The sequence below is a fragment of the Micromonospora sp. NPDC049891 genome, from assembly GCF_040660295.1.
Classification (GTDB): Bacteria; Actinomycetota; Actinomycetes; order Mycobacteriales; family Micromonosporaceae; genus Micromonospora.
The window spans coordinates 318,880-336,522 of record NZ_JBFAML010000003.1 but is presented as its reverse complement, the minus strand read 5'-3'; the positions used below and the strand labels follow the sequence as shown (position 1 = coordinate 336,522).

General features: G+C 72.1%; 15 protein-coding genes and 1 pseudogene. 10 read left to right on the top strand and 6 right to left on the bottom strand.

The annotated features are described in order from the left end of the window. Window positions 1-30: 30 nt before the first annotated feature. Window positions 31-864, bottom strand: a complete 834-nt coding sequence (gene ddaH, locus AB0I71_RS06895) for a dimethylargininase (protein ID WP_357582276.1) — start codon at window positions 862-864, stop codon at window positions 31-33. Between the two features lie 59 nt (window positions 865-923). Between ddaH and AB0I71_RS06890 the strand changes: the two genes are divergently transcribed. The 3 genes from AB0I71_RS06890 (at window position 924) to AB0I71_RS06880 (ending at window position 4,428) form a co-directional block, all read left to right on the top strand. Continuing rightward, window positions 924-1,382 (top strand): Lrp/AsnC family transcriptional regulator, encoded by a 459-nt coding sequence (locus tag AB0I71_RS06890; protein WP_357582275.1) that lies wholly within the window; start codon window positions 924-926, stop codon window positions 1,380-1,382. Between the two features lie 59 nt (window positions 1,383-1,441). Beyond that, a complete protein-coding gene (locus AB0I71_RS06885; RefSeq protein ID WP_357582274.1) occupies window positions 1,442-3,355 on the top strand; it encodes a beta-propeller domain-containing protein in 1,914 nt (637 codons plus the stop codon). Between the two features lie 116 nt (window positions 3,356-3,471). Next, window positions 3,472-4,428: a zinc-binding dehydrogenase gene (locus AB0I71_RS06880; protein ID WP_357582273.1), complete on the top strand. Its 957-nt coding sequence runs from the start codon at window positions 3,472-3,474 to the stop codon at window positions 4,426-4,428. A 6-nt stretch (window positions 4,429-4,434) separates the two neighbouring features. Here AB0I71_RS06880 and AB0I71_RS06875 read toward each other — a convergent pair whose 3' ends face one another. The 3 genes from AB0I71_RS06875 to AB0I71_RS06865 all read right to left on the bottom strand — a co-directional run bounded on the left by AB0I71_RS06875 (window position 4,435) and on the right by AB0I71_RS06865 (window position 6,598). Next, window positions 4,435-5,514: a hypothetical protein gene (locus tag AB0I71_RS06875; RefSeq protein WP_357582272.1), complete on the bottom strand. Its 1,080-nt coding sequence runs from the start codon at window positions 5,512-5,514 to the stop codon at window positions 4,435-4,437. 89 nt (window positions 5,515-5,603) lie between these two features. After that, window positions 5,604-5,888, bottom strand: coding sequence for a DUF6457 domain-containing protein (locus AB0I71_RS06870; protein ID WP_357582271.1), 285 nt, complete (start codon window positions 5,886-5,888; stop codon window positions 5,604-5,606). Beyond that, a complete protein-coding gene (locus AB0I71_RS06865) occupies window positions 5,885-6,598 on the bottom strand; it encodes an NTP transferase domain-containing protein (protein ID WP_357582270.1) in 714 nt (237 codons plus the stop codon). Before AB0I71_RS06865 ends, AB0I71_RS06870 begins: the two co-directional genes overlap by 4 nt. A gap of 230 nt (window positions 6,599-6,828) precedes the next feature. Between AB0I71_RS06865 and fdhD the strand changes: the two genes are divergently transcribed. Beyond that, window positions 6,829-7,683 (top strand): formate dehydrogenase accessory sulfurtransferase FdhD, encoded by an 855-nt coding sequence (fdhD, locus tag AB0I71_RS06860; RefSeq protein WP_357582269.1) that lies wholly within the window; start codon window positions 6,829-6,831, stop codon window positions 7,681-7,683. 19 nt (window positions 7,684-7,702) lie between these two features. Here fdhD and AB0I71_RS06855 read toward each other — a convergent pair whose 3' ends face one another. Both AB0I71_RS06855 and AB0I71_RS06850 read right to left on the bottom strand, forming a co-directional pair. Continuing rightward, window positions 7,703-8,413 carry a GAP family protein gene (locus tag AB0I71_RS06855; RefSeq protein WP_357582268.1) on the bottom strand — a complete coding sequence of 237 codons (711 nt, stop codon included), beginning with the start codon at window positions 8,411-8,413 and terminating at the stop codon, window positions 7,703-7,705. A 161-nt stretch (window positions 8,414-8,574) separates the two neighbouring features. Continuing rightward, window positions 8,575-9,612 (bottom strand): DUF4192 domain-containing protein, encoded by a 1,038-nt coding sequence (locus AB0I71_RS06850; protein WP_357582267.1) that lies wholly within the window; start codon window positions 9,610-9,612, stop codon window positions 8,575-8,577. A gap of 150 nt (window positions 9,613-9,762) precedes the next feature. Here AB0I71_RS06850 and AB0I71_RS06845 point away from each other — a divergent pair, with 150 nt between their 5' ends. From AB0I71_RS06845 to AB0I71_RS06820, 6 genes and pseudogenes are all read left to right on the top strand, one after another. Next, a complete protein-coding gene (locus AB0I71_RS06845) occupies window positions 9,763-10,674 on the top strand; it encodes a fructosamine kinase family protein (RefSeq protein WP_357582266.1) in 912 nt (303 codons plus the stop codon). Continuing rightward, window positions 10,671-11,678 (top strand): GTP 3',8-cyclase MoaA, encoded by a 1,008-nt coding sequence (moaA, locus tag AB0I71_RS06840; RefSeq protein WP_357582265.1) that lies wholly within the window; start codon window positions 10,671-10,673, stop codon window positions 11,676-11,678. Before AB0I71_RS06845 ends, moaA begins: the two co-directional genes overlap by 4 nt. Then, entirely contained in the window at window positions 11,675-11,929 is a 255-nt protein-coding gene (locus AB0I71_RS06835; protein ID WP_357582363.1) for a MoaD/ThiS family protein, read from the top strand. Before moaA ends, AB0I71_RS06835 begins: the two co-directional genes overlap by 4 nt. 13 nt (window positions 11,930-11,942) lie before the next feature. Beyond that, window positions 11,943-13,244, top strand: coding sequence for a metallophosphoesterase (locus AB0I71_RS06830; protein WP_357582264.1), 1,302 nt, complete (start codon window positions 11,943-11,945; stop codon window positions 13,242-13,244). Between the two features lie 61 nt (window positions 13,245-13,305). Continuing rightward, complete coding sequence (locus AB0I71_RS06825) at window positions 13,306-16,506, top strand: UvrD-helicase domain-containing protein (RefSeq protein WP_357582263.1); 3,201 nt, start codon at window positions 13,306-13,308, stop codon at window positions 16,504-16,506. Window positions 16,507-17,069: 563 nt separating this feature from the next. Next, window positions 17,070-17,534, top strand: a pseudogene (locus AB0I71_RS06820) (flagellar basal body protein FliL); the annotation flags it as partial. Window positions 17,535-17,643 lie beyond the last annotated feature (109 nt).

Below are 17,643 nucleotides of genomic sequence, written 5' to 3'. Positions count from 1 at the left end.
AGGGGCCGGCCTCGTCGCTCGGCGGGAAACTCAGTACCGCAGTTCGGCGATACAGCACTTCACGCTGCCACCGCCCTTCTTCAGCTCGGCCAGCTCGACGGGCACCGGGGTGTAGCCAGCCGCCTTGAGCCGACCGGCGAGCCGGGTGGCCTCGCTGTTGAGCACCACGTTGGCACCGTCGCTTACCAGGTTCAGCCCGAAGGCGAGGGCGTCCTCGTCGTCCGCCAGCACCGCGTCCGGGAAGAGCTGGGTGAGCACCCGCTGGCTGGCCGCGGAGAAGGCACCGGGGTAGTAGACGATGTTGCTGTCGTCGATCGAGGCGAGCGCCACGTCCAGGTGGTAGAAGCGCGGATCGACAAGCCGCAGCGAGACCACCGGCCGGCCGAGCGCCTCCTGCGCCTCGGCGTGCGCCGGCAACTCCGTCCGGAAGCCGTGCCCGGCCAGGACCAGCCCGCCGTGCGCCTCCGGCAGGTACGCGAAGTCACCCTCGCCCTCGTTCGTCTCGTTCGGCGCGATGAACCGCCAGCCCTGCGACTCGTAGAAGGCCCGGTGCGTGGCCGCCTCGGCGGCCCGCTGCTCGTGCTTGAACTGGGCCCCGTAGACCGTGCCGTCGACCATGAACGCACCGTTGGCCGCGTAGACCATGTCGGGCAGGCCGGGTTCGGGCACCAGCAGATGCACCTCGTGGCCGAGGCCGACCAGGGTCTCCCGCAGCCGGTCCCACTGCTTGACCGCCAGCTCCGCGTCGACCGGGGAGGTCACGTCCATCCACGGGTTGATCGCGTACTCGACCGCGAAGTGCTCGGGGGAGCACATGAGATATGTCCGCTTTCGCGGCACTCGCTGCTGGTTCACGGTGACCAAGGGTAGGTACGGTAGAACTTTGGTAACAGCCGCAAACATTGCTTCCAAGAGGCGGAACATTGCAGATCGACGCCGTTGACCAGCGAATCATTGCGTTGCTCGTGGCTGACGCCCGTGCCTCGTACGCCGACATCGGCACTCGGGTGTCGCTCTCCGCTCCGGCGGTGAAGCGGCGGGTCGATCGACTGCGGGCCGCCGGGGTGATCAGGGGATTCACCGCCATCGTGGATCCGGCCTCGGTCGGCTGGACCACCGAGGCCTTCGTGGAGCTGTTCTGCGCCGGCCGGACCACCCCGGCCCAGATCGGCGCCGCCGTGCGTCGCCATCCCGAGGTGGTCGGCGCGTACACCGTCTCCGGCGAGGCCGACGCGTTGGTGCACCTGCGGGCCGCCGACATCGCACACCTCGAGGATGCACTGGAGCGGCTCCGGGCCGAGACGTTCGTGACCTCCAGCCGCAGCACGATCGTGCTCTCCCGGCTGGTCGAGTCACCGGGCGTGGGCCCCTCCACCGGCTGAACCCGGAACCACTCGGCCGAGGGTGGAACCGGACGCGGAGTCACCGCGTCGAACCGGCCATGAAACGGGGCACCAAGGTCGCCACGGCCGGCGGTTCGCTGGTCGTGCTCGCGCTACTCGCCGGCAGCATGGCCGTGTCGCAACCTCCGCCGACCGGGCCCGACACCACCGCAGCACCGATGGTGCCGGTCGGCCTGGTCTCCTTCGACTCCTGCGCCGACGCTCTCGCGGAGCTGCGTGCGGCGGCCACCGCTTCGGTCGGCCCGTACGGTCTCGCCGGCGACGCGAGGCTGAAGGCGGCCGTCGGCGGCGCGGAGTCGATGGCCCGGAGCTTCGCCGGGGCGCCGGGCGACACCGCCGGCCGGGACAGCGGCGCAGGCTACTCGACGACGAACAACCACGAGGCCGGCGCGGACGAACCCGACCTGGTCAAGACCGACGGCCGACGGATCGTCACGGTCACCGGGGGCGTGCTGCGGGTGGTCGACCCGGTGAGCCGACGCGTCACCGGCCGACTCGACCTGGCCGGCGGCCGGGAGGAACTGCGCTGGCAGGAGCACCGGCTGCTGCTGCTCGGCGACCGCGCACTGGTACTCAGCGAGGATCCGCCGCGTCCAGCCGACGCGCTGCGCTCAATCAGGCGTGCCGGTACGACTCGCCTCCTGCTGATCGGCCTGACCGGCCGCCCCCTGGTGCTCGGCACGTACCGCATCCAGGGCAGCACGGTCGACGCCCGGTTGACAGGTGCCACGGCCCGGGTGGCGGTCCATTCGTCGGCCCGACTGGAGTTCCCGCCGGCGTCCGAGGGAACCGACGAGGCCCGGACGGAACGGAACCGCCAGGTGATCGCGCGGGCCGGTGTCGAGGCCTGGCTGCCGGAGTACGAGTGGACCGCCGGACCGGAGCGGCACACCGGTCGGGTCGGCTGCGACCGGCTCAGCCGGCCCGAGCGGATGACCGGCTCGTCCACCCTCACCGTGCTCAGCTTCGATCTCACCCGCGACCGGCTCGGCGACGGTGACCCGGCCGCGGTGGCCGCCGACGCCGACACCGTCTACGGCACGGCGACCAGCCTCTACCTGGCAGGTCAGCGTCCGACGCCGAACACCGGCGGCATCCCCCGCTGGCGGCCGTCGTCGGCCGATCAGGTCACCGACATCTACCAGTTCGACACCGCCGCGCCGGGCCGTCCCCGCTTCCTGGCCGCCGGCTCGGTGCCCGGCTGGCTGATCAACCAGTACGCGCTCTCCGAGTGGGCGGGTCACCTGCGGGTGGCCACCACCACCGGCGATTTCTGGAGCGAGGGCAGGGCCTCCGAGTCGACGGTTCGCGTGCTCCGCCCCGCCGACGGGGCACTGGTACCGGTCGGCATGGTCGGCGGCCTCGGGCGAGGTGAACGCATCTACTCGGTGCGCTACCTCGGGCCGGTCGCGTACGTGGTCACCTTCCGGCAGACCGACCCGCTCTACGCGCTCGACCTCGCCGATCCGGCCGCGCCCGTGGTCACCGGCGAACTGAAGATCACCGGCTACTCCGCGTACCTGCATCCATTGCCCCAGGAACGTCTGCTCGGAGTCGGTCAGGAGGCCGACAGCCAGGGACGGACCAAGGGCGTACAGGTCTCCCTCTTCGATGTCCGCGATCCCGGCCGGCCGGACCGGCTGGACCAGTGGCACCTGCCCGGCGGTTGGTCCAGTGCAGAGCACGACCCGCACGCCTTCCTGTATCGCCCGGACACCGGTCTGGTGGCGCTGCCGGTCGACGCCGGTGTCCGGCTGTTGCGCGTCCGCGACGACACAATCAGTGAGATCGGCGAGGTGACCCATCCGGCCGGCGGCAACCGGGGGCAGTGGGGTCCAGCGGTGCGGCGGTCCCTGGTCATCGGCGACGTGCTCTGGACGGTCTCCGAAACGGGCCTGCGCGCCACCGACCCTGCCTCGGCCCGGAGCCTGGCCTGGATCGCTGCGACCTGAACCTTCCTCCCCAGCGGGTGGGGCCCGGTTTCTCGGGGTTTCCGGGCCCCACCCGCCTTGACCTCAACCACGCTTCAAGTGATCGACTCGGCGGGAAGCGGCGGTGAGGGGGAGACGTGCGGGCGGTGTGGATCCACGAGTTCGGCGGTCCGGAGAAACTCGTTCCGGGAACCGCGCCCGACCCCGTACCCGCGCCGGGGCAGGTGCTGATCGACGTGCTGCTCGCGAACATCACCTTCGTGGAGACCCAGTTCCGGGCGACCGGTTTCGGGCCGTCGGGCGCGACGCTGCCGGTGATCCCGGGCAACGGCGTCGGCGGCCTGATCAGCCAGGTCGGGCCGGACGTCGACCCGGGGCTGGTCGGCCGCCGGGTGGTCAGCGGCACCGGCGGGTCGGGGGCGTACGCCGAGCGGGTCGTCGTGGACGCGACGCTGCCGGTCGCGGTACCGGACGGACTGCCGCTCGACCAGGCGGTGGCCCTGCTCGCCGACGGGCGTACGGCGTTGATGCTGGCCGAGGCGGCTGATCTCCGGCCCGGCGACCGGGTGCTCGTCGAGGCCGCCGCCGGCGGGGTGGGCAGCCTGCTCGTCCAGCTCGCCGCCCGCGCCGGAGCACGGGTGGTCGGACTCGCCGGCGGTACGCGCAAGGTCGCTCTGCTACCCCCGATGGGCACCGAGGTCGCCGTGGACTACCGGCGGTCGGACTGGGTCGGGCGGGTACGGTCGGCGGTCGGTGCGGTCGACGTGGTCTTCGACGGGGTCGGCGGCACGATCGGGCGGGACGCCTTCGAGCTGCTCGACCGGGGCGGGCGAATGCTCAGCTTCGGGCTGTCCAGCGGCGAGTGGGCCGGCATCGGTGCGGAGCCCGCCGCCGAGCGGGGCGTGACAGTGGTCCGGCCGACGCCGACACCCGCCCAGCTGCGGGCGTACACCGAGCGGGCGCTGGCGGAAGGCGCCGCCGGCCGGCTACGCGCGGTGATCGGTCAGCGGTTCCCATTGGCCCGGGCGGCCGAGGCGCACGCGGCCATCGAGGCCCGGTCGACGGTCGGCAAGACCCTCCTCGACGTGCGCTGACCGCCCTCAGAGGTACATGCCGGTGCGGTGCTCGCCGCGTCCCGGCTTGTCTCCCTCGCCGAAGAACCGCTTGCCGCCGAACTCGCCGTGCAGGCGGTCGTCCAGCTCGTCCGCCAGCCCGGTCATCACCTGCACGGCGAGCATCAGGTGGGTCGGCTGGAAGTTGCGGCCGAAGACCGGGATCGACGCCCACACGGTGTCGTCGGCGCAGTAGAGGCGTCCGATCGGCATCCGGTTGGTCAGCTCGGAGAGCTTGACGTACAGCCGCTCGGTCGGCTCGACCTCGGTCAGCACCGGAGAGAAGACATCGACAAGCGGCGGGTTGTCTCGCACCCGGACGAAGACCATCGCCGAGCCGGCCCGGATGTTGATGTCACCGTCAGAGTCGACCTGGAGCCGGTCCGAGTCGGACTTGAGCATGGTCGAGACGACCGTACGGACCCGCTCGGCCAGATCCAGCACCTCGGTGTCCGCGCCGTCCTCGTCGGTCGCGGCCAGCGCCTTCTCCAGCTCGGTGCCGATCTCCCGGGCCAGGTTCGCCTCACTGCGGGCTGTCCCCAGCGCCTCCCCGGAGATCGGCTCACCCTGGCCGTCCTCGATCGCGTAGACGAGAAAGGCCGGATGTGGGGCACCGTAGATGTCACGCAGGGTGCGGGAGAGCAGCGCGGCCAGCCGGGGTGCCTCGTCCGCCGCGGAATCCAACCCGAACTGGTCCCCCGAGCCGTCCACCACGCCCGGCGGTGACCAGCCCAGCGCGACCATGTCGGCGACCGCCGCACGATCCAGTCGGTATCCCTGCGGCAGGGTCGCGTTGCCCACCGCCCGGGCCGCGAACCGGCCGTCGGTCCGCACCTCGACATAGACGGAATAGATGGCGTCATCGGTGCCGGAGGCGGTCGGGTCGAGGGTCAACGCCACCTCCGCGCCCGGTGGCAGCGCGGACAGCCGCTCCGCCAGCGCTCGGGCGAACTCCCGCCACGCCTCGGTCACCTTCGCCCGTAGGTCGGCCGTGCTCGGCTCGTCGAGCAGGATCGACTCGTGGTGCACCGACGTACCGGGCGGTGCCGAGGGGTGGTCAGCCGTCATGATCGCCTCCGTCCGTTCCGGTCACCCTACCCAGCCGGCTGCCGGTACGGATCGGCGCGGACCGTGATCGGACAACGCCCCGGAGACGGTCAGTCGCGGTCCGGTCCGGCCGGGTCGGTTCGCGGGTGCGGGTCGCCACCCAGCTCCACCGGCCAGGTGCCGGCCAGCCCGGAGAGCCGGTCCGCCGTCACAGCCGGATCCGCCCCCCGCCCGACGGCCAGGCCGAGCAGGTACGCGGTGACCGGCGCACCGGGCCGCAGCACCTGGTGGGCCACATCCCGAGCCAGGTCGAGCACGGTCGGCACCGGCACCTGCGCCGGGTCGAGACCAAGTTCCGCACAGGCGGCCGTGACCCAGTCGTCCATCACCGTCATCGCGTCCACTCCTCCGCCCGGCGTAGGTCACGCTCAGTGTCGCAGTCGAACCAGGGCTCCGGGCCGTCACCGTGCCACGTCACCTCGCGCACGATCAGGTCGGCGAGCAGCTCCCGCAGCGGTGCACCAGCCACGTCACCGCCACGCCGGCCGGTGAGCCGATCGAGCGCAGCACGCAGGGCAGCCGGCCGCCACACCCCGCACAGCGTCTGCCGCCGCCCCGACCGGTCCACGTAACAGGCCCCGTCGAAAACCCCCGCCTCGGTACTCGGCGTTCCGGTGCTCGGCGTTCCGGCGTCGTCTGGGCGGTTGCCGTCGATGCGGTGCAGCTGGTCCAGCAGCTCGCCAACGGCTGACCGGGTCAGCAGGGGCAGGTCGGCGGCGAGCAGGGCGACGGCGGGTACATCGGTGTCGAGCAGGGCCAGCCCGGCCGCGACGGCGGCCACCGGTCCGCCGCCCGGCGGCACCTCGCGGGTCAGCCGCACTCCGGCGATCGCCGGTCCGGGGCCGACCAGGATTCGGGGCGACGCATCGGCCACCGCGGCCAGCACCCGCTCACGCATCGGCACCCCGCCGACCGGTAACACCGGCTTGTCCCGCCCGCCCATCCGGAGCCCCGCACCACCCGCGAGCACCACAGCCGCGTACGCCGTCATCTGCGCCACGTTAGCCGCCCGCACCGCCCCGACACCTGGAGCGGCGGCAGTCATGGTGACCAACCCCCTGTCGAGCGCCTGTCGAGCTGAACGCACAGACGGATCGCGCCTCGAACGCTCGGCTGACGAACAGGTGGATCAGCTTGACCGATGGCACGGACGGACCAGCTCAACAGCGCGGCCCGGATGGTGGGCCGGAATTTCGGCGGGCCATGACGGGGCAGGTTCGGCAGATCGACGGGCCCACGTGGGGCGATTCCGGCGATGCGGGCAGGATGGACGACGTGGGACGGGCTTCGGAACGGCGTGGTGTGGTGCGGGTGGACCTGGATGCGGCGGAGGGCGGCCGGCGCCGGGTTCGGCGGCCGGACACTCTCGCCGCCGAGGAGCCGTTGGAGCTGCGGGTCGGCCCGGCCGGGCCAGGCCGTCGTCGACCGCTCACCGTCACCATGCGTACCCCGGGAGCCGACCTCGACCTGGCCATCGGCTTCCTGTTCAACGAAGGGCTGATCCGCTCGGCGGACGACGTGTCCACCGCGCAGTTGTGCGCTGGGACGGAAACCCCGAACACCTACAACGTGGTTGATGTGACCCTCGCTCCCGGGGTGCCGGATCCGGTCACCGACGCGACCCGGCACTTCCACACCACGAGCGCCTGCGGGGTGTGCGGCAAGGCGAGCATCGACGCGGTGCGTACCCGGTCGCTCTTCCACGTCAGCGACGACCCGCTCAGTGTGCCCGCAGAGCTGTTGGCCGAGCTGCCGCAGCGGCTACGGGCCGAGCAGCGGGGCTTCGACCGCACCGGCGGACTGCACGCCGCGGGCCTGTTCTCCGCGGACGGCGAGCTGGTGGTGCTGCGCGAGGACGTGGGTCGGCACAACGCGGTCGACAAGGTCGTCGGCTGGGCGGTACGCGAACACCGGTTGCCGCTGGCCGGGCACGTGCTGCTCGTGTCGGGTCGGGCCAGTTTCGAGCTGACCCAGAAGGCGTGGATGGCGGGTGTGCCGCTGCTCGCCGCGGTTTCGGCACCGAGCACCCTCGCGGTCGACGTGGCCACCGAGGCCGGGCTGACCCTCGTCGGGTTCCTACGGGGACGGACGATGAACGTCTACACCGGCGGGCACCGGGTCACCAGCTGACAGCACCCCGGTCCCACCGTCAGCGACGGGCCAGCAACTCGAACAGCTCTAACCGGGCCGCCGCGTCGCGGGCGATCAGGAAGCCGGCGATGCCCAGAACCCAGCCGAGCATGCTGCCCGAGGAGCGGACGATCCATGCGTTGAGCCGGGCGAGCACCGGCTCGACCCAACTCGGCCACGCCACCCGCGCGCCCAGCAACAGCATCGCCGGCAACACCATGACCAGGCAGTAGCCGGCGAGCAGCGCCACGCTCGTGGGCACGGCCAGGCCGGAGGTGGTGAGCAGGCCCAACGCGCCGAGGTAGGGCAGCATCGTCGCCACCTCGGCCAGCGCGGCGAACAGCGCCAGCCCCACCAGCCAACGCGACGACGAGTCACCAGCGGTCACCCGGTCCCGCCAGCGCAACACCCGACCTGTACCGGCACCACGCTTGCCGTCGTAACGGAAGCTCAGCACGAACAGAGCGACCCCGAGCACCAACTGGCCCCAGAGCACCGGCCGGTTGTCCAATGCGCCGCCCAGCAGCTCGGCCAGGCCACTGCCACCGAAGTACAGCAGCAACCCGACCGCGAAATAGAAACCGGCGATGGTGCCGAGGTAGGTCATCACCCGCCGGACGCTCACCGGCCCCGGGGCGAGCAGCAACCACACCGGGATGAACAGGGTGCCGATGCTGGTGCTGTCCACCAACGCCAGCCCGGCGAGGGACAGCAGCAGGGCAAGGCTCATGCCGTACCAGGAGCAATCTCGGGCATGCGGCGATTATCCGACACTGCCGCCAGGGCGGTGACCCCGCCGATCGCCCACACCGCCACCGACCTGGGCGGTAGCGCCGGCATCGGAGCAGACGCCGTCGACACCTGTCGGTTGGGCTGTGCTCGGAGAGTTGGTCATCGAGGACGCCGTCGGGCGCGCCGCCGCACCCGACGCCGCGCTCTCGGCAGACCGGTCGCCGGCCAGCCGTCCAGCCGGGACGGGGGCACTCCCCGACGGAGCAGGTCGTCCAGCAGCAGGGCGAGCGAGTAGTCCGGATGGTCGGTCAGCACCCGTTCCAGGGCCACCGCCGCCAACGCGCCCTGCCCGTCCCGCCAGGCGGCGAACGCGAGCAGCGAACCCGGGGCGGCGATCAGCTCCGGCGCGGCCCGGCGTAGCACCTCGGCCCAGAACGCGATGTCCTCGTCCCGGCCGTCGGTGCGCTCCCAGGCATGGTCGCGTACCGGCAGGTGGGTGAGGAGCAGGCAGAGCCAGGCCAGCTCGTCGTCGGTCAGCCGCTCGCCAGCACGGTGGCGCCGCACCGTGGCCCGCAGCGCCGCCGTGCCGGCCGCCCGTAGGGCCCGAGCACCGAGCAGGTCGGCGGCGGGCGCGGCGGCCAGCAGATCGGTGAGACGCTGCTCCGCCTGCTCGACCGCCTGCCGCATCGCCTCCCCACCGACCGGAGCCACCTGTGCGGCGAGTGCCGCCCGATCGGGCAGGGCCACCTGGCCGGCGAAGACCGCCGCCGCCGGCACCGTACTGGCCTGGGGGTCGTAGCGGGTGCCCTCCGGCGGGCAGCACTCCGGCTCGTCGCAGAGGTAGGACCACCACCGTCCGTCGGTGACCCGCAGCGCGTCGAGAACGGCCAACCCCGCCTCGGCCAGTGCGGCCCGGACCGCATCGACCGCCGGAGTCACCCGGGCGGCCGGACCGTACCCGACGACGGTGGCCGAGTCGGCGCCCTGTCGGGCGGTCACCGCGGCGATGTGCTGACCGGGCTCGTAGGGGTCGGCGTCGCCGGGCAGGTCGCCGCGCGCCGCGAAGACGATCCGCTTACCGGAGAGTGCCACCACCACGATGCTGTCGGCGGGATGGAAGCCGAGCAGGTACGGCACGGCGGCGATGAGGTCGGCGGGAGAGCGTACGGACAGTCGGGGCAGCTCGGTCGAGTTCATGCAGGCAGCCTGCGAGCCGGCAGGTAGGTCCCGCCGCCCCTGTGGACGACACGCCGGTTATCCACAGTTACACAGAGTGTTTTCGCTGCTCACGAGCAATCGGCGACCGTCCAGAAGTGGGAGCCGTCCGGTTGGCGATACGTTGCGGGGATGGATCTGGCCTACCTGCGGGCACATCCCGAGCAGTTGCCCACCTTCATGACCCATCAGCGGATCCGGGAGACGCCGGTGTCCGGCGGCGACATCTGCGCGGCTTCCCGGCTGACCCTGGACGACGGACACTCGGTGTTCGCGAAGACCTGGCCGGAGAACGCGGGGCGGCCGGTGCCGGAGGGGTTCTTCGCCACCGAGGCGGACGGGCTGCGCTGGCTACGCGAGGCCGGTGCCGTCGCCGTACCGGAGGTGCTTGTCGCGTTGCCGCAGCTGCTGGCGCTGGAGTGGGTCGACCCGGGTGAGCCGAGCCGCGAGGCGGCCGACCGTTTCGGGCGGGAGTTGGCCGAGCTGCACCGAGCAGGTGCACCGGCGTTCGGCGCACGGTGGCCGGGGTTCATCGGCGCGCTGCCGGCGGACAACACGCCGGACGACGGCCCGTGGACGGAGTGGTTCGCCCGGTCCAGGTTGCTGCCCTACCTGCGCCGATCGGTCGACGCCGGGGCCCTGACCAGTACCGACGCCATCCTGGTCGAGCAGGTCATCGCCCGGATCGGGGAGTTCGGCGGCGACGAGCCGCCCGCCCGGGTCCACGGTGACCTCTGGCCGGGCAACCTGCTCTGGGGCGACGACCGGGTCTGGCTTGTCGACCCGGCGGCGCACGGCGGGCACCGGGAGACCGACCTGGCCCAGTTGGCGCTCTTCGGCGGCCCTCCGCACCAGGATCGGATCATGGCGGCCTACCGGGAGAGCTGGCCACTGGCCGACGGGTGGCGGGAGCGGATGCCGCTGCACCAGCTGCACCTGCTGCTCGTGCACACCGCGCTCTTCGGTGCGGCGTACCGCGATTCGGTAACCAGGACCGCCCGGGACGCCCTGAACGGGACAGGGCGCGCTACCGTCGACCGGTGAGCCTGCCCCCGCCGACCGGCCTCGTCGACCGGTACGGCCGCGTCGCCCGGGACCTGCGGGTGTCCCTGACCGACAAGTGCAACCTGCGCTGCACCTACTGCATGCCCGCCGAGGGCCTGCCCTGGCTGGCCGGGCCGCAACTGCTCACCGACGACGAGGTGGTCCGGCTGATCCGGGTCGCGGTGTGCCAGCTCGGGGTCGACGAGGTGCGGTTCACCGGTGGCGAACCGCTCGTCCGCCCCGGTCTGGTCGGCATCGTCGAAGCCGTCTCGGCCCTCGACCCGCGCCCCCGGATCTCGCTGACCACCAACGGGATCGGCCTGAACCGGCTCGCACCCGCGCTACGCGCCGCCGGACTCGACCGGGTCAACGTCTCGCTCGACACGCTGGACCGGGAACGCTTCACCAAACTCACCCGCCGGGACCGGTTGGCCGACGTGCTGGCCGGCCTGGCCGGTGCGGCCACCGCCGGACTCACTCCGGTCAAGGTCAACGCTGTGCTGATGCGCGGCGTCAACGACGACGAGGCACCGGCGCTGCTGCGTTTCGCCCTCGACCACGGCTACGAGCTGCGGTTCATCGAGCAGATGCCGCTGGACGCACAGCACGGCTGGGACCGCGCCGCCATGGTGACCGCCGACGAGATCCTGGCCGCGCTGCGTGCCGCGTACGACCTCAGCCCGGACCCGGCCGAACGCGGCACCGCTCCCGCCGAGACCTGGCTGGTCGACGGCGGCCCGGCCCGGGTCGGCGTGATCGGCACGGTGACCCGGCCCTTCTGCGGCGACTGCGACCGGACCCGGCTCACCGCCGACGGGCAGATCCGCAACTGCCTGTTCGCCACCGAGGAGTCGGACCTGCGCGGCGCGTTGCGGGCCGGTGCCGACGACGAGGAGCTTGCCCGCCGCTGGCGGGCGGCGACGTTGAGCAAGCGGGCCGGGCACGGCATCGACGACCCGTCCTTCCTGCAACCGACCCGGCCGATGTCGGCCATCGGAGGCTGACCGTGGCGAGCGTCACAGTCCGGTACTTCGCCGGGGCTCGGGCCGCCGCCGGCCGCACCGAGGAGACAGTCACCGCGGGCCGGTCGCTTGACGAGTTGGTGGCGGAACTGGCCGAGCGGCACGGCGGGCGGTTGGTGTCGGTGCTGGCGGTGTCGAGTTTTCTGATCGACGGCGTGACCTGTCATGATCGGCAGAAGCCGCTGCCGGCTGGGGCGACGATCGACGTCCTGCCTCCCTTCGCCGGCGGCTGAGGGGGACCCACACGTGTTCGCGGTACTCGGCTTCGTGACCACCCTTGCCGTGATCACCGGGTTGATCCACCTCTACCTGTGGAAACGGCTGGTGAAGGACACCACCACCACCGCCGGACGCTGGCGGCGGGCCGGCACGATCACCGCCGTGGTGCTGGCCCTGCTCGTACCGGCGACCATGATCGGCACGCGGGCCGGGATGTACTGGCTCGCCTGGCCGGGCTACCTGTGGCTCGCGCTGATGTTCTACCTGCTGGTGCTGCTCGTCGTGTTGGAAATCCCGCTGCTGGTGACGAGGCTGGTGCTGCGCCGCCGGTCGGGGCTGGCCGCCCCGGAGCCCGTGCTTGTCGGCCCGGCCGGGCCCGACGCGTCGAACGAGCGGTCGACCGGCACTGACGAGCTGGCCGAGCCGCCTCAGCCGGCCAACGATGCCCCGGCGACTCCGCCGGCCGCCGGTGCCGTCGGTCCCGACCACGATCCGGGCCGCCGCCTGCTGCTCGCCCGTGGTGCCGCGATCTTCGCCGGGCTCACCGCCACCGGCCTGGTCGGCTACGGCGTACGCACCGCGATGGGTCCGCCACAGCTGGACCGGGTGCAGATCCGGCTGGCCAAGCTGCCCCGCAGCATGGACGGTCTGCGCATCGCCACGGTGTCGGACATCCACATCGGGCCGCTGACCGGCCGGGCACACACCGAGCGGATCGTGGCCGCGATCAACCGGCTGGACGCCGACATCGTCGCCGTGGTCGGCGACCTGGTCGACGGCACGGTTGCCGAGTTGGGCGACGACGCGGCACCGCTGCGCGGCCTGCGCTCGCGGTACGGCAGCTACTTCGTCACCGGCAACCACGAGTACTACTCCGGCGTGGAGGAGTGGGTGGCCGAGATCGACCGGCTCGGGCTGCGGGTGCTCCAGAACCGGCGACTGGAGATCGCCACTCGTGGTGGAGTGATCGACCTGGCCGGTGTCAACGACGTCTCCGCCGTCGGCAGCGGCGTCTCCGCGCCGCCGGACTACGACGCCGCGCTCGGCGACCGTGACCCGTCCCGGCCGGTGGTGCTGCTGGCCCACCAGCCGGTGGCCGCGCTGGAAGCGGCCAGGTACGGGGTCGACCTGCAACTGTCCGGCCACACCCACGGCGGCCAGATCGTCCCCTTCAACCTGCTGGTCAGGCTCGAACAGCCGGTCGTCTCCGGGCTCGGTGAGGTGGACGGGACGAAGGTCTACGTGACGAACGGCGCCGGCTTCTGGGGTCCGCCGGTACGGGTCGGTGCGGAGCCTCAGGTCACCCTCGTCGAGCTCCGCTCGGCATAGCGCAGCTCACCTCCGTGCGTGGCGCCGAGCGGGAGTGCGGCCGGTCGTGGCAGGATGCGGCGTGCCCCCGTTCAGCGTCGTACCCCCCGGTGGCCTTCCGCCCTTCGTCGCGGACCTGCACATCCACTCCAAGTACTCGCGGGCCTGTAGCCGCGACCTGACCCTGCCGAACCTCGGCTGGTGGGCGCGACGCAAGGGCATCGCGGTCCTCGGTACCGGCGACTTCACCCATCCCGCCTGGTACGACCACCTGCGGGAGACCCTGCACCCCGCCGAGCCGGGTCTGTACCGGCTGTCACCGGAGGCGGAGCGTGACATCGCTCGTCGGCTGCCACCCCGGCTGGCCAGCGAGGCGGAGGGCGATCCGGTCCGGTTCATGCTCAGCGTGGAGATCTCCACGATCTACAAACGGGACGACCGGACGCGCAAGGTCCACCACCTGATCTACCTGCCCGACCTGGACGCCGTGGGCCGGTTCAACGCCGCGCTCGGTCGGATCGGCAACCTCGGCTCGGACGGCCGGCCCATCCTCGGTCTGGACTCACGCGATCTGCTGGAGATCACGCTGGAGGCGAGCGGGGACGGGTACCTCGTACCCGCGCACATCTGGACCCCGTGGTTCTCGGCCCTCGGCTCGAAGTCCGGCTTCGACGCGATCGCGGACTGCTACGCCGACCTGGCCGACCACATCTTCGCGGTGGAGACCGGGCTCTCCTCCGACCCGGAGATGAACTGGCGGGTGGGCAGCCTGGACCGCTACCGGCTGGTCTCCAACTCGGACGCGCACTCACCCCCCGCCCTCGCCCGGGAGGCCACGGTCTTCGCCTCGTCCCGGGACTACTTCGGCATCCGGGAGGCGCTGCGTACCGGCGACGGGCTGGCCGGGACGATCGAGTTCTTCCCGGAGGAGGGCAAGTACCACGCCGACGGCCACCGGCTGTGCGGGGTGAACTGGGCACCGGAGCGGACCCGGGAGGCGGGCGGACGCTGCCCGGAGTGCGGCAAACCGTTGACGGTGGGCGTACTGAGCCGGGTCGAGGATCTGGCTGACCGGCCCGAGGGATACCGGCCGCAGCACGCCCCCGAGGTGACCCACCTGATCCAACTCGCCGAGATCCTCGGCGAGATCAACAAGGTCGGCCCGCGCTCCAAGCGGGTCGAGGGGAAGCTCACCGACCTGGTCGCCGCGCTCGGCACCGAGCTGGAGATCCTGACTCGCGTTCCGCTCGACGAGATCAGCCGGGTCGGCGGTGAGCTGCTCGCCGAGGGCCTCGGCCGGCTCCGTCGCGGTGAGGTCCGCCGGGTGCCGGGCTACGACGGCGAGTACGGCGTGATCACCCTGTTCGACCCGACCGAGTTGGGCGGCAGCGCCGGGGTCTCCGTCGGGCAGGAGACGCTGTTCGACGTACCGGTGCCCGCGCAGCGACGCGCTCCGGAGGTTACGGCGAAGACGGAGGCCGGTGCGAAGCGGTCGTCGGCCAGGCCCGAGCCGAAACGAAGGCCGGCGGCCCCGGCACCGCCGATCGCGCCGGCACCCTCCCCGCACGAGCCGTTCGAACCGATGCTCGCCGGCATGGAGGAGGTCGGCACCGGCCTGCTCGACCGGCTCGACGCGATGCAGCGGGTAGCCGCCTCGGCACCGGGGGGCCCGCTGCTGATCGTCGCCGGTCCGGGCACCGGCAAGACACGGACGCTCACCCACCGCATCGCGTACCTCTGCGCCGAGCTGAACGTCTTTCCCGAGCAGTGCCTGGCCATCACGTTCACCCGGCGGGCCGCAGAGGAACTGCGACACCGCCTCGACGGCCTGCTCGGCCCGGTCGCCGAGGACGTCACCGTCGGCACCTTCCACTCGCTCGGGCTGACCATCCTGCGCGAGAACGCCGAGGCCGCCGGTCTGACCGAGGGCTTCCGGATCGCCGACGACACGGAGCGGACGACCGCGCGAACCGATGCCGGGGACGACCCGGCCCGCTACACCGCGCTGCTGCGCAAGCAGGGTCTGGTGGACCTGGACGAGCTGCTCACCCTGCCGGTGGCGTTGCTGCGGGAGGACCGCAGGCTTGTCGACAGGTACCGGCAGCGGTGGCGGTGGATCTTCGTGGACGAGTACCAGGACGTCGACGCGGTGCAGTACGAACTGCTGCGCCTGCTCAGTCCGGCCGACGGGAACCTGTGCGCGATCGGCGACCCGGACCAGGCGATCTACTCGTTCCGGGGCGCCGACGTCGGATACTTCCTGCGCTTCTCCCAGGACTTCACCGACGCCCGGCTGGTCCGGCTCAACCGCAACTACCGGTCCTCCGCGCCGATCCTGGCCGCTGCGGTGCAGGCCATCGCGCCGTCGTCGCTGGTGCGAGGTCGCCGGTTGGATCCGGCCCGCCTGGACCCGGAGGCGGCACTTGTCGGCCGGTACGCCGCGGCCTCCGTCGCCGACGAGGCCGACTTCGTGGTACGCACAGTCGACGAGTTGGTCGGCGGCCTGTCCCACCGCTCGCTGGACTCCGGCCGGATCGACGGACGGTCGACAACGCTGTCCTTCTCGGACATCGCCGTGCTGTACCGCACCGACTCGCAGGCCGCGCCGATCGTGGACGCCCTGGCCCGGGCCAACATCCCGGTGCAGAAACGCTCGCACGACCGGCTGCGGGACCGTCCCGGGGTGGCCGCCATCGCTCGCGAACTGCGGCACGCTCCCGGTGTCGAGGGTGCCCTGCCCGCCCGGGTACGCCTCGCCGGCCAGGTGCTCGCGGACCGGTTCGCCACCCCGACCCTGGACGGGTCGGGCGGGGTGCGCCCGGAGGATGTCCGAACCGCCGTCGACCTGCTGACGCCGCTGGCCCGTCGGTGCGGTGAGGACCTGGAGATGTTCCTGTCACAGCTCGCCACCGGCGCCGAGGTGGACGCGCTCGATCCGCGTGCCGAGGCGGTCACCCTGTTGACCCTGCACGCCGCGAAGGGGCTGGAGTTCCCGGTGGTCTTCCTGGTCGGTGCCGAGGACGGCCTGCTGCCGCTGCGCTGGCCCGGCACCGCGCCCGACGAGGCGGCGGTGGCCGAGGAACGACGACTCTTCTTCGTCGGGTTGACCCGCGCCCAGGACCGGCTCTACGTCAGCCACGCCGCCCGTCGGTTCCGGCACGGCTCGGAGCGGGACTGCCGCCCGTCGCCGTTCCTCGACGTGGTGGACCCGGGCCTGTTCGAGCGCCTCGGCGACAGCGAGGGACCCCGGCGACCCAAGGACCGCCAGCTACGCCTCATCTGACGGCCGCCCGACAGATACGGTCTGCGCGACGCACCTGTTCACCGGTAACCACTGTGGGTCACATCGGTGCCCGCTACCCTTCCGGCAGGCGCGAGGGCACCGGCTTCACCCGAAGGCTCAGGAGGGCGTGCATGGCGAACTACGGACCACCGGGCTCAGGCTCGCAGCCGTGGCACGAGCCGCAGCCCGGTGAGCAGCCGTGGCACAAGCGGCAATCCGGTGAGCAGCCGTGGCACGAGCCGCAGCCCGGTCAGTGGTACGGCCACGGGCAGCCACCCGACGTGCAGCCACCGCACGATCCGCGCTGGAGCTACGAGTCCGGGCAGGAGTACCGCACCGGGCAGGAATACGGTTCTGGCCAGTGGTACGGGTCCGAGCAGGAATACGGGGCCGGCCAGGGCTACGGGTCCGGGCGGGGCTACGGGGGCGACGAGTCCTACGGCCGTGGGGGCCATGGCGGCGGTCGGTACGACACGACCGGGCCGGGACACGTCCCGCAGGCACCGGATTCCTGGACGCAGCACACCGAGCAGCACGCCGCGGAGACCGGGTACGCCGGCACACCCGCGCCACCGCCGGAGCGCCGGCGCGGACGCATGCTCGTCGTCCTGGCAGCCGTGCTGGTGCTGGTGCTGGGCGGTGCGACAGCGTTCTACCTGGCCGGGCGGGACGAGGAGACGCCGACTCCGGTGGCCGCACCGAGCGAGGAGGTGGCGCCCGCACCGGACGCGCAGGACGAGGAGACCCCGCCCGACGATCCGGCCTCCGCGTCCTCCGCCGACCCTCGTTTCGTGCAGGTCGGGCAGTGCGTACGCAACGACGCAGCCGACGGTGGCAAGCCCAAGCTGCTGCTGAGTGAGTGCACGCCGAGGTCGTACGAGGTGCTGCGGCGCTTCGACGGCAAGACCAGCGGCGAGCGTGACGCCGAGGAGAAGTGCGCTGCGGTGGATGGCTACACCAACTGGTACTTCTACGACAGCGAACTGGACTCCCTTGACTTCGTGCTCTGCCTCAAGCAGCGGAACTGACCGCTTCGGGCACCGTACCGGCTCTGCCTGAGGCGTCGCGGCCAGCGACCGATTACCAAAACTAGTGCTGTCTAGCCTCCATGCTAGACAGCACTAGTTTTTGGTCGAG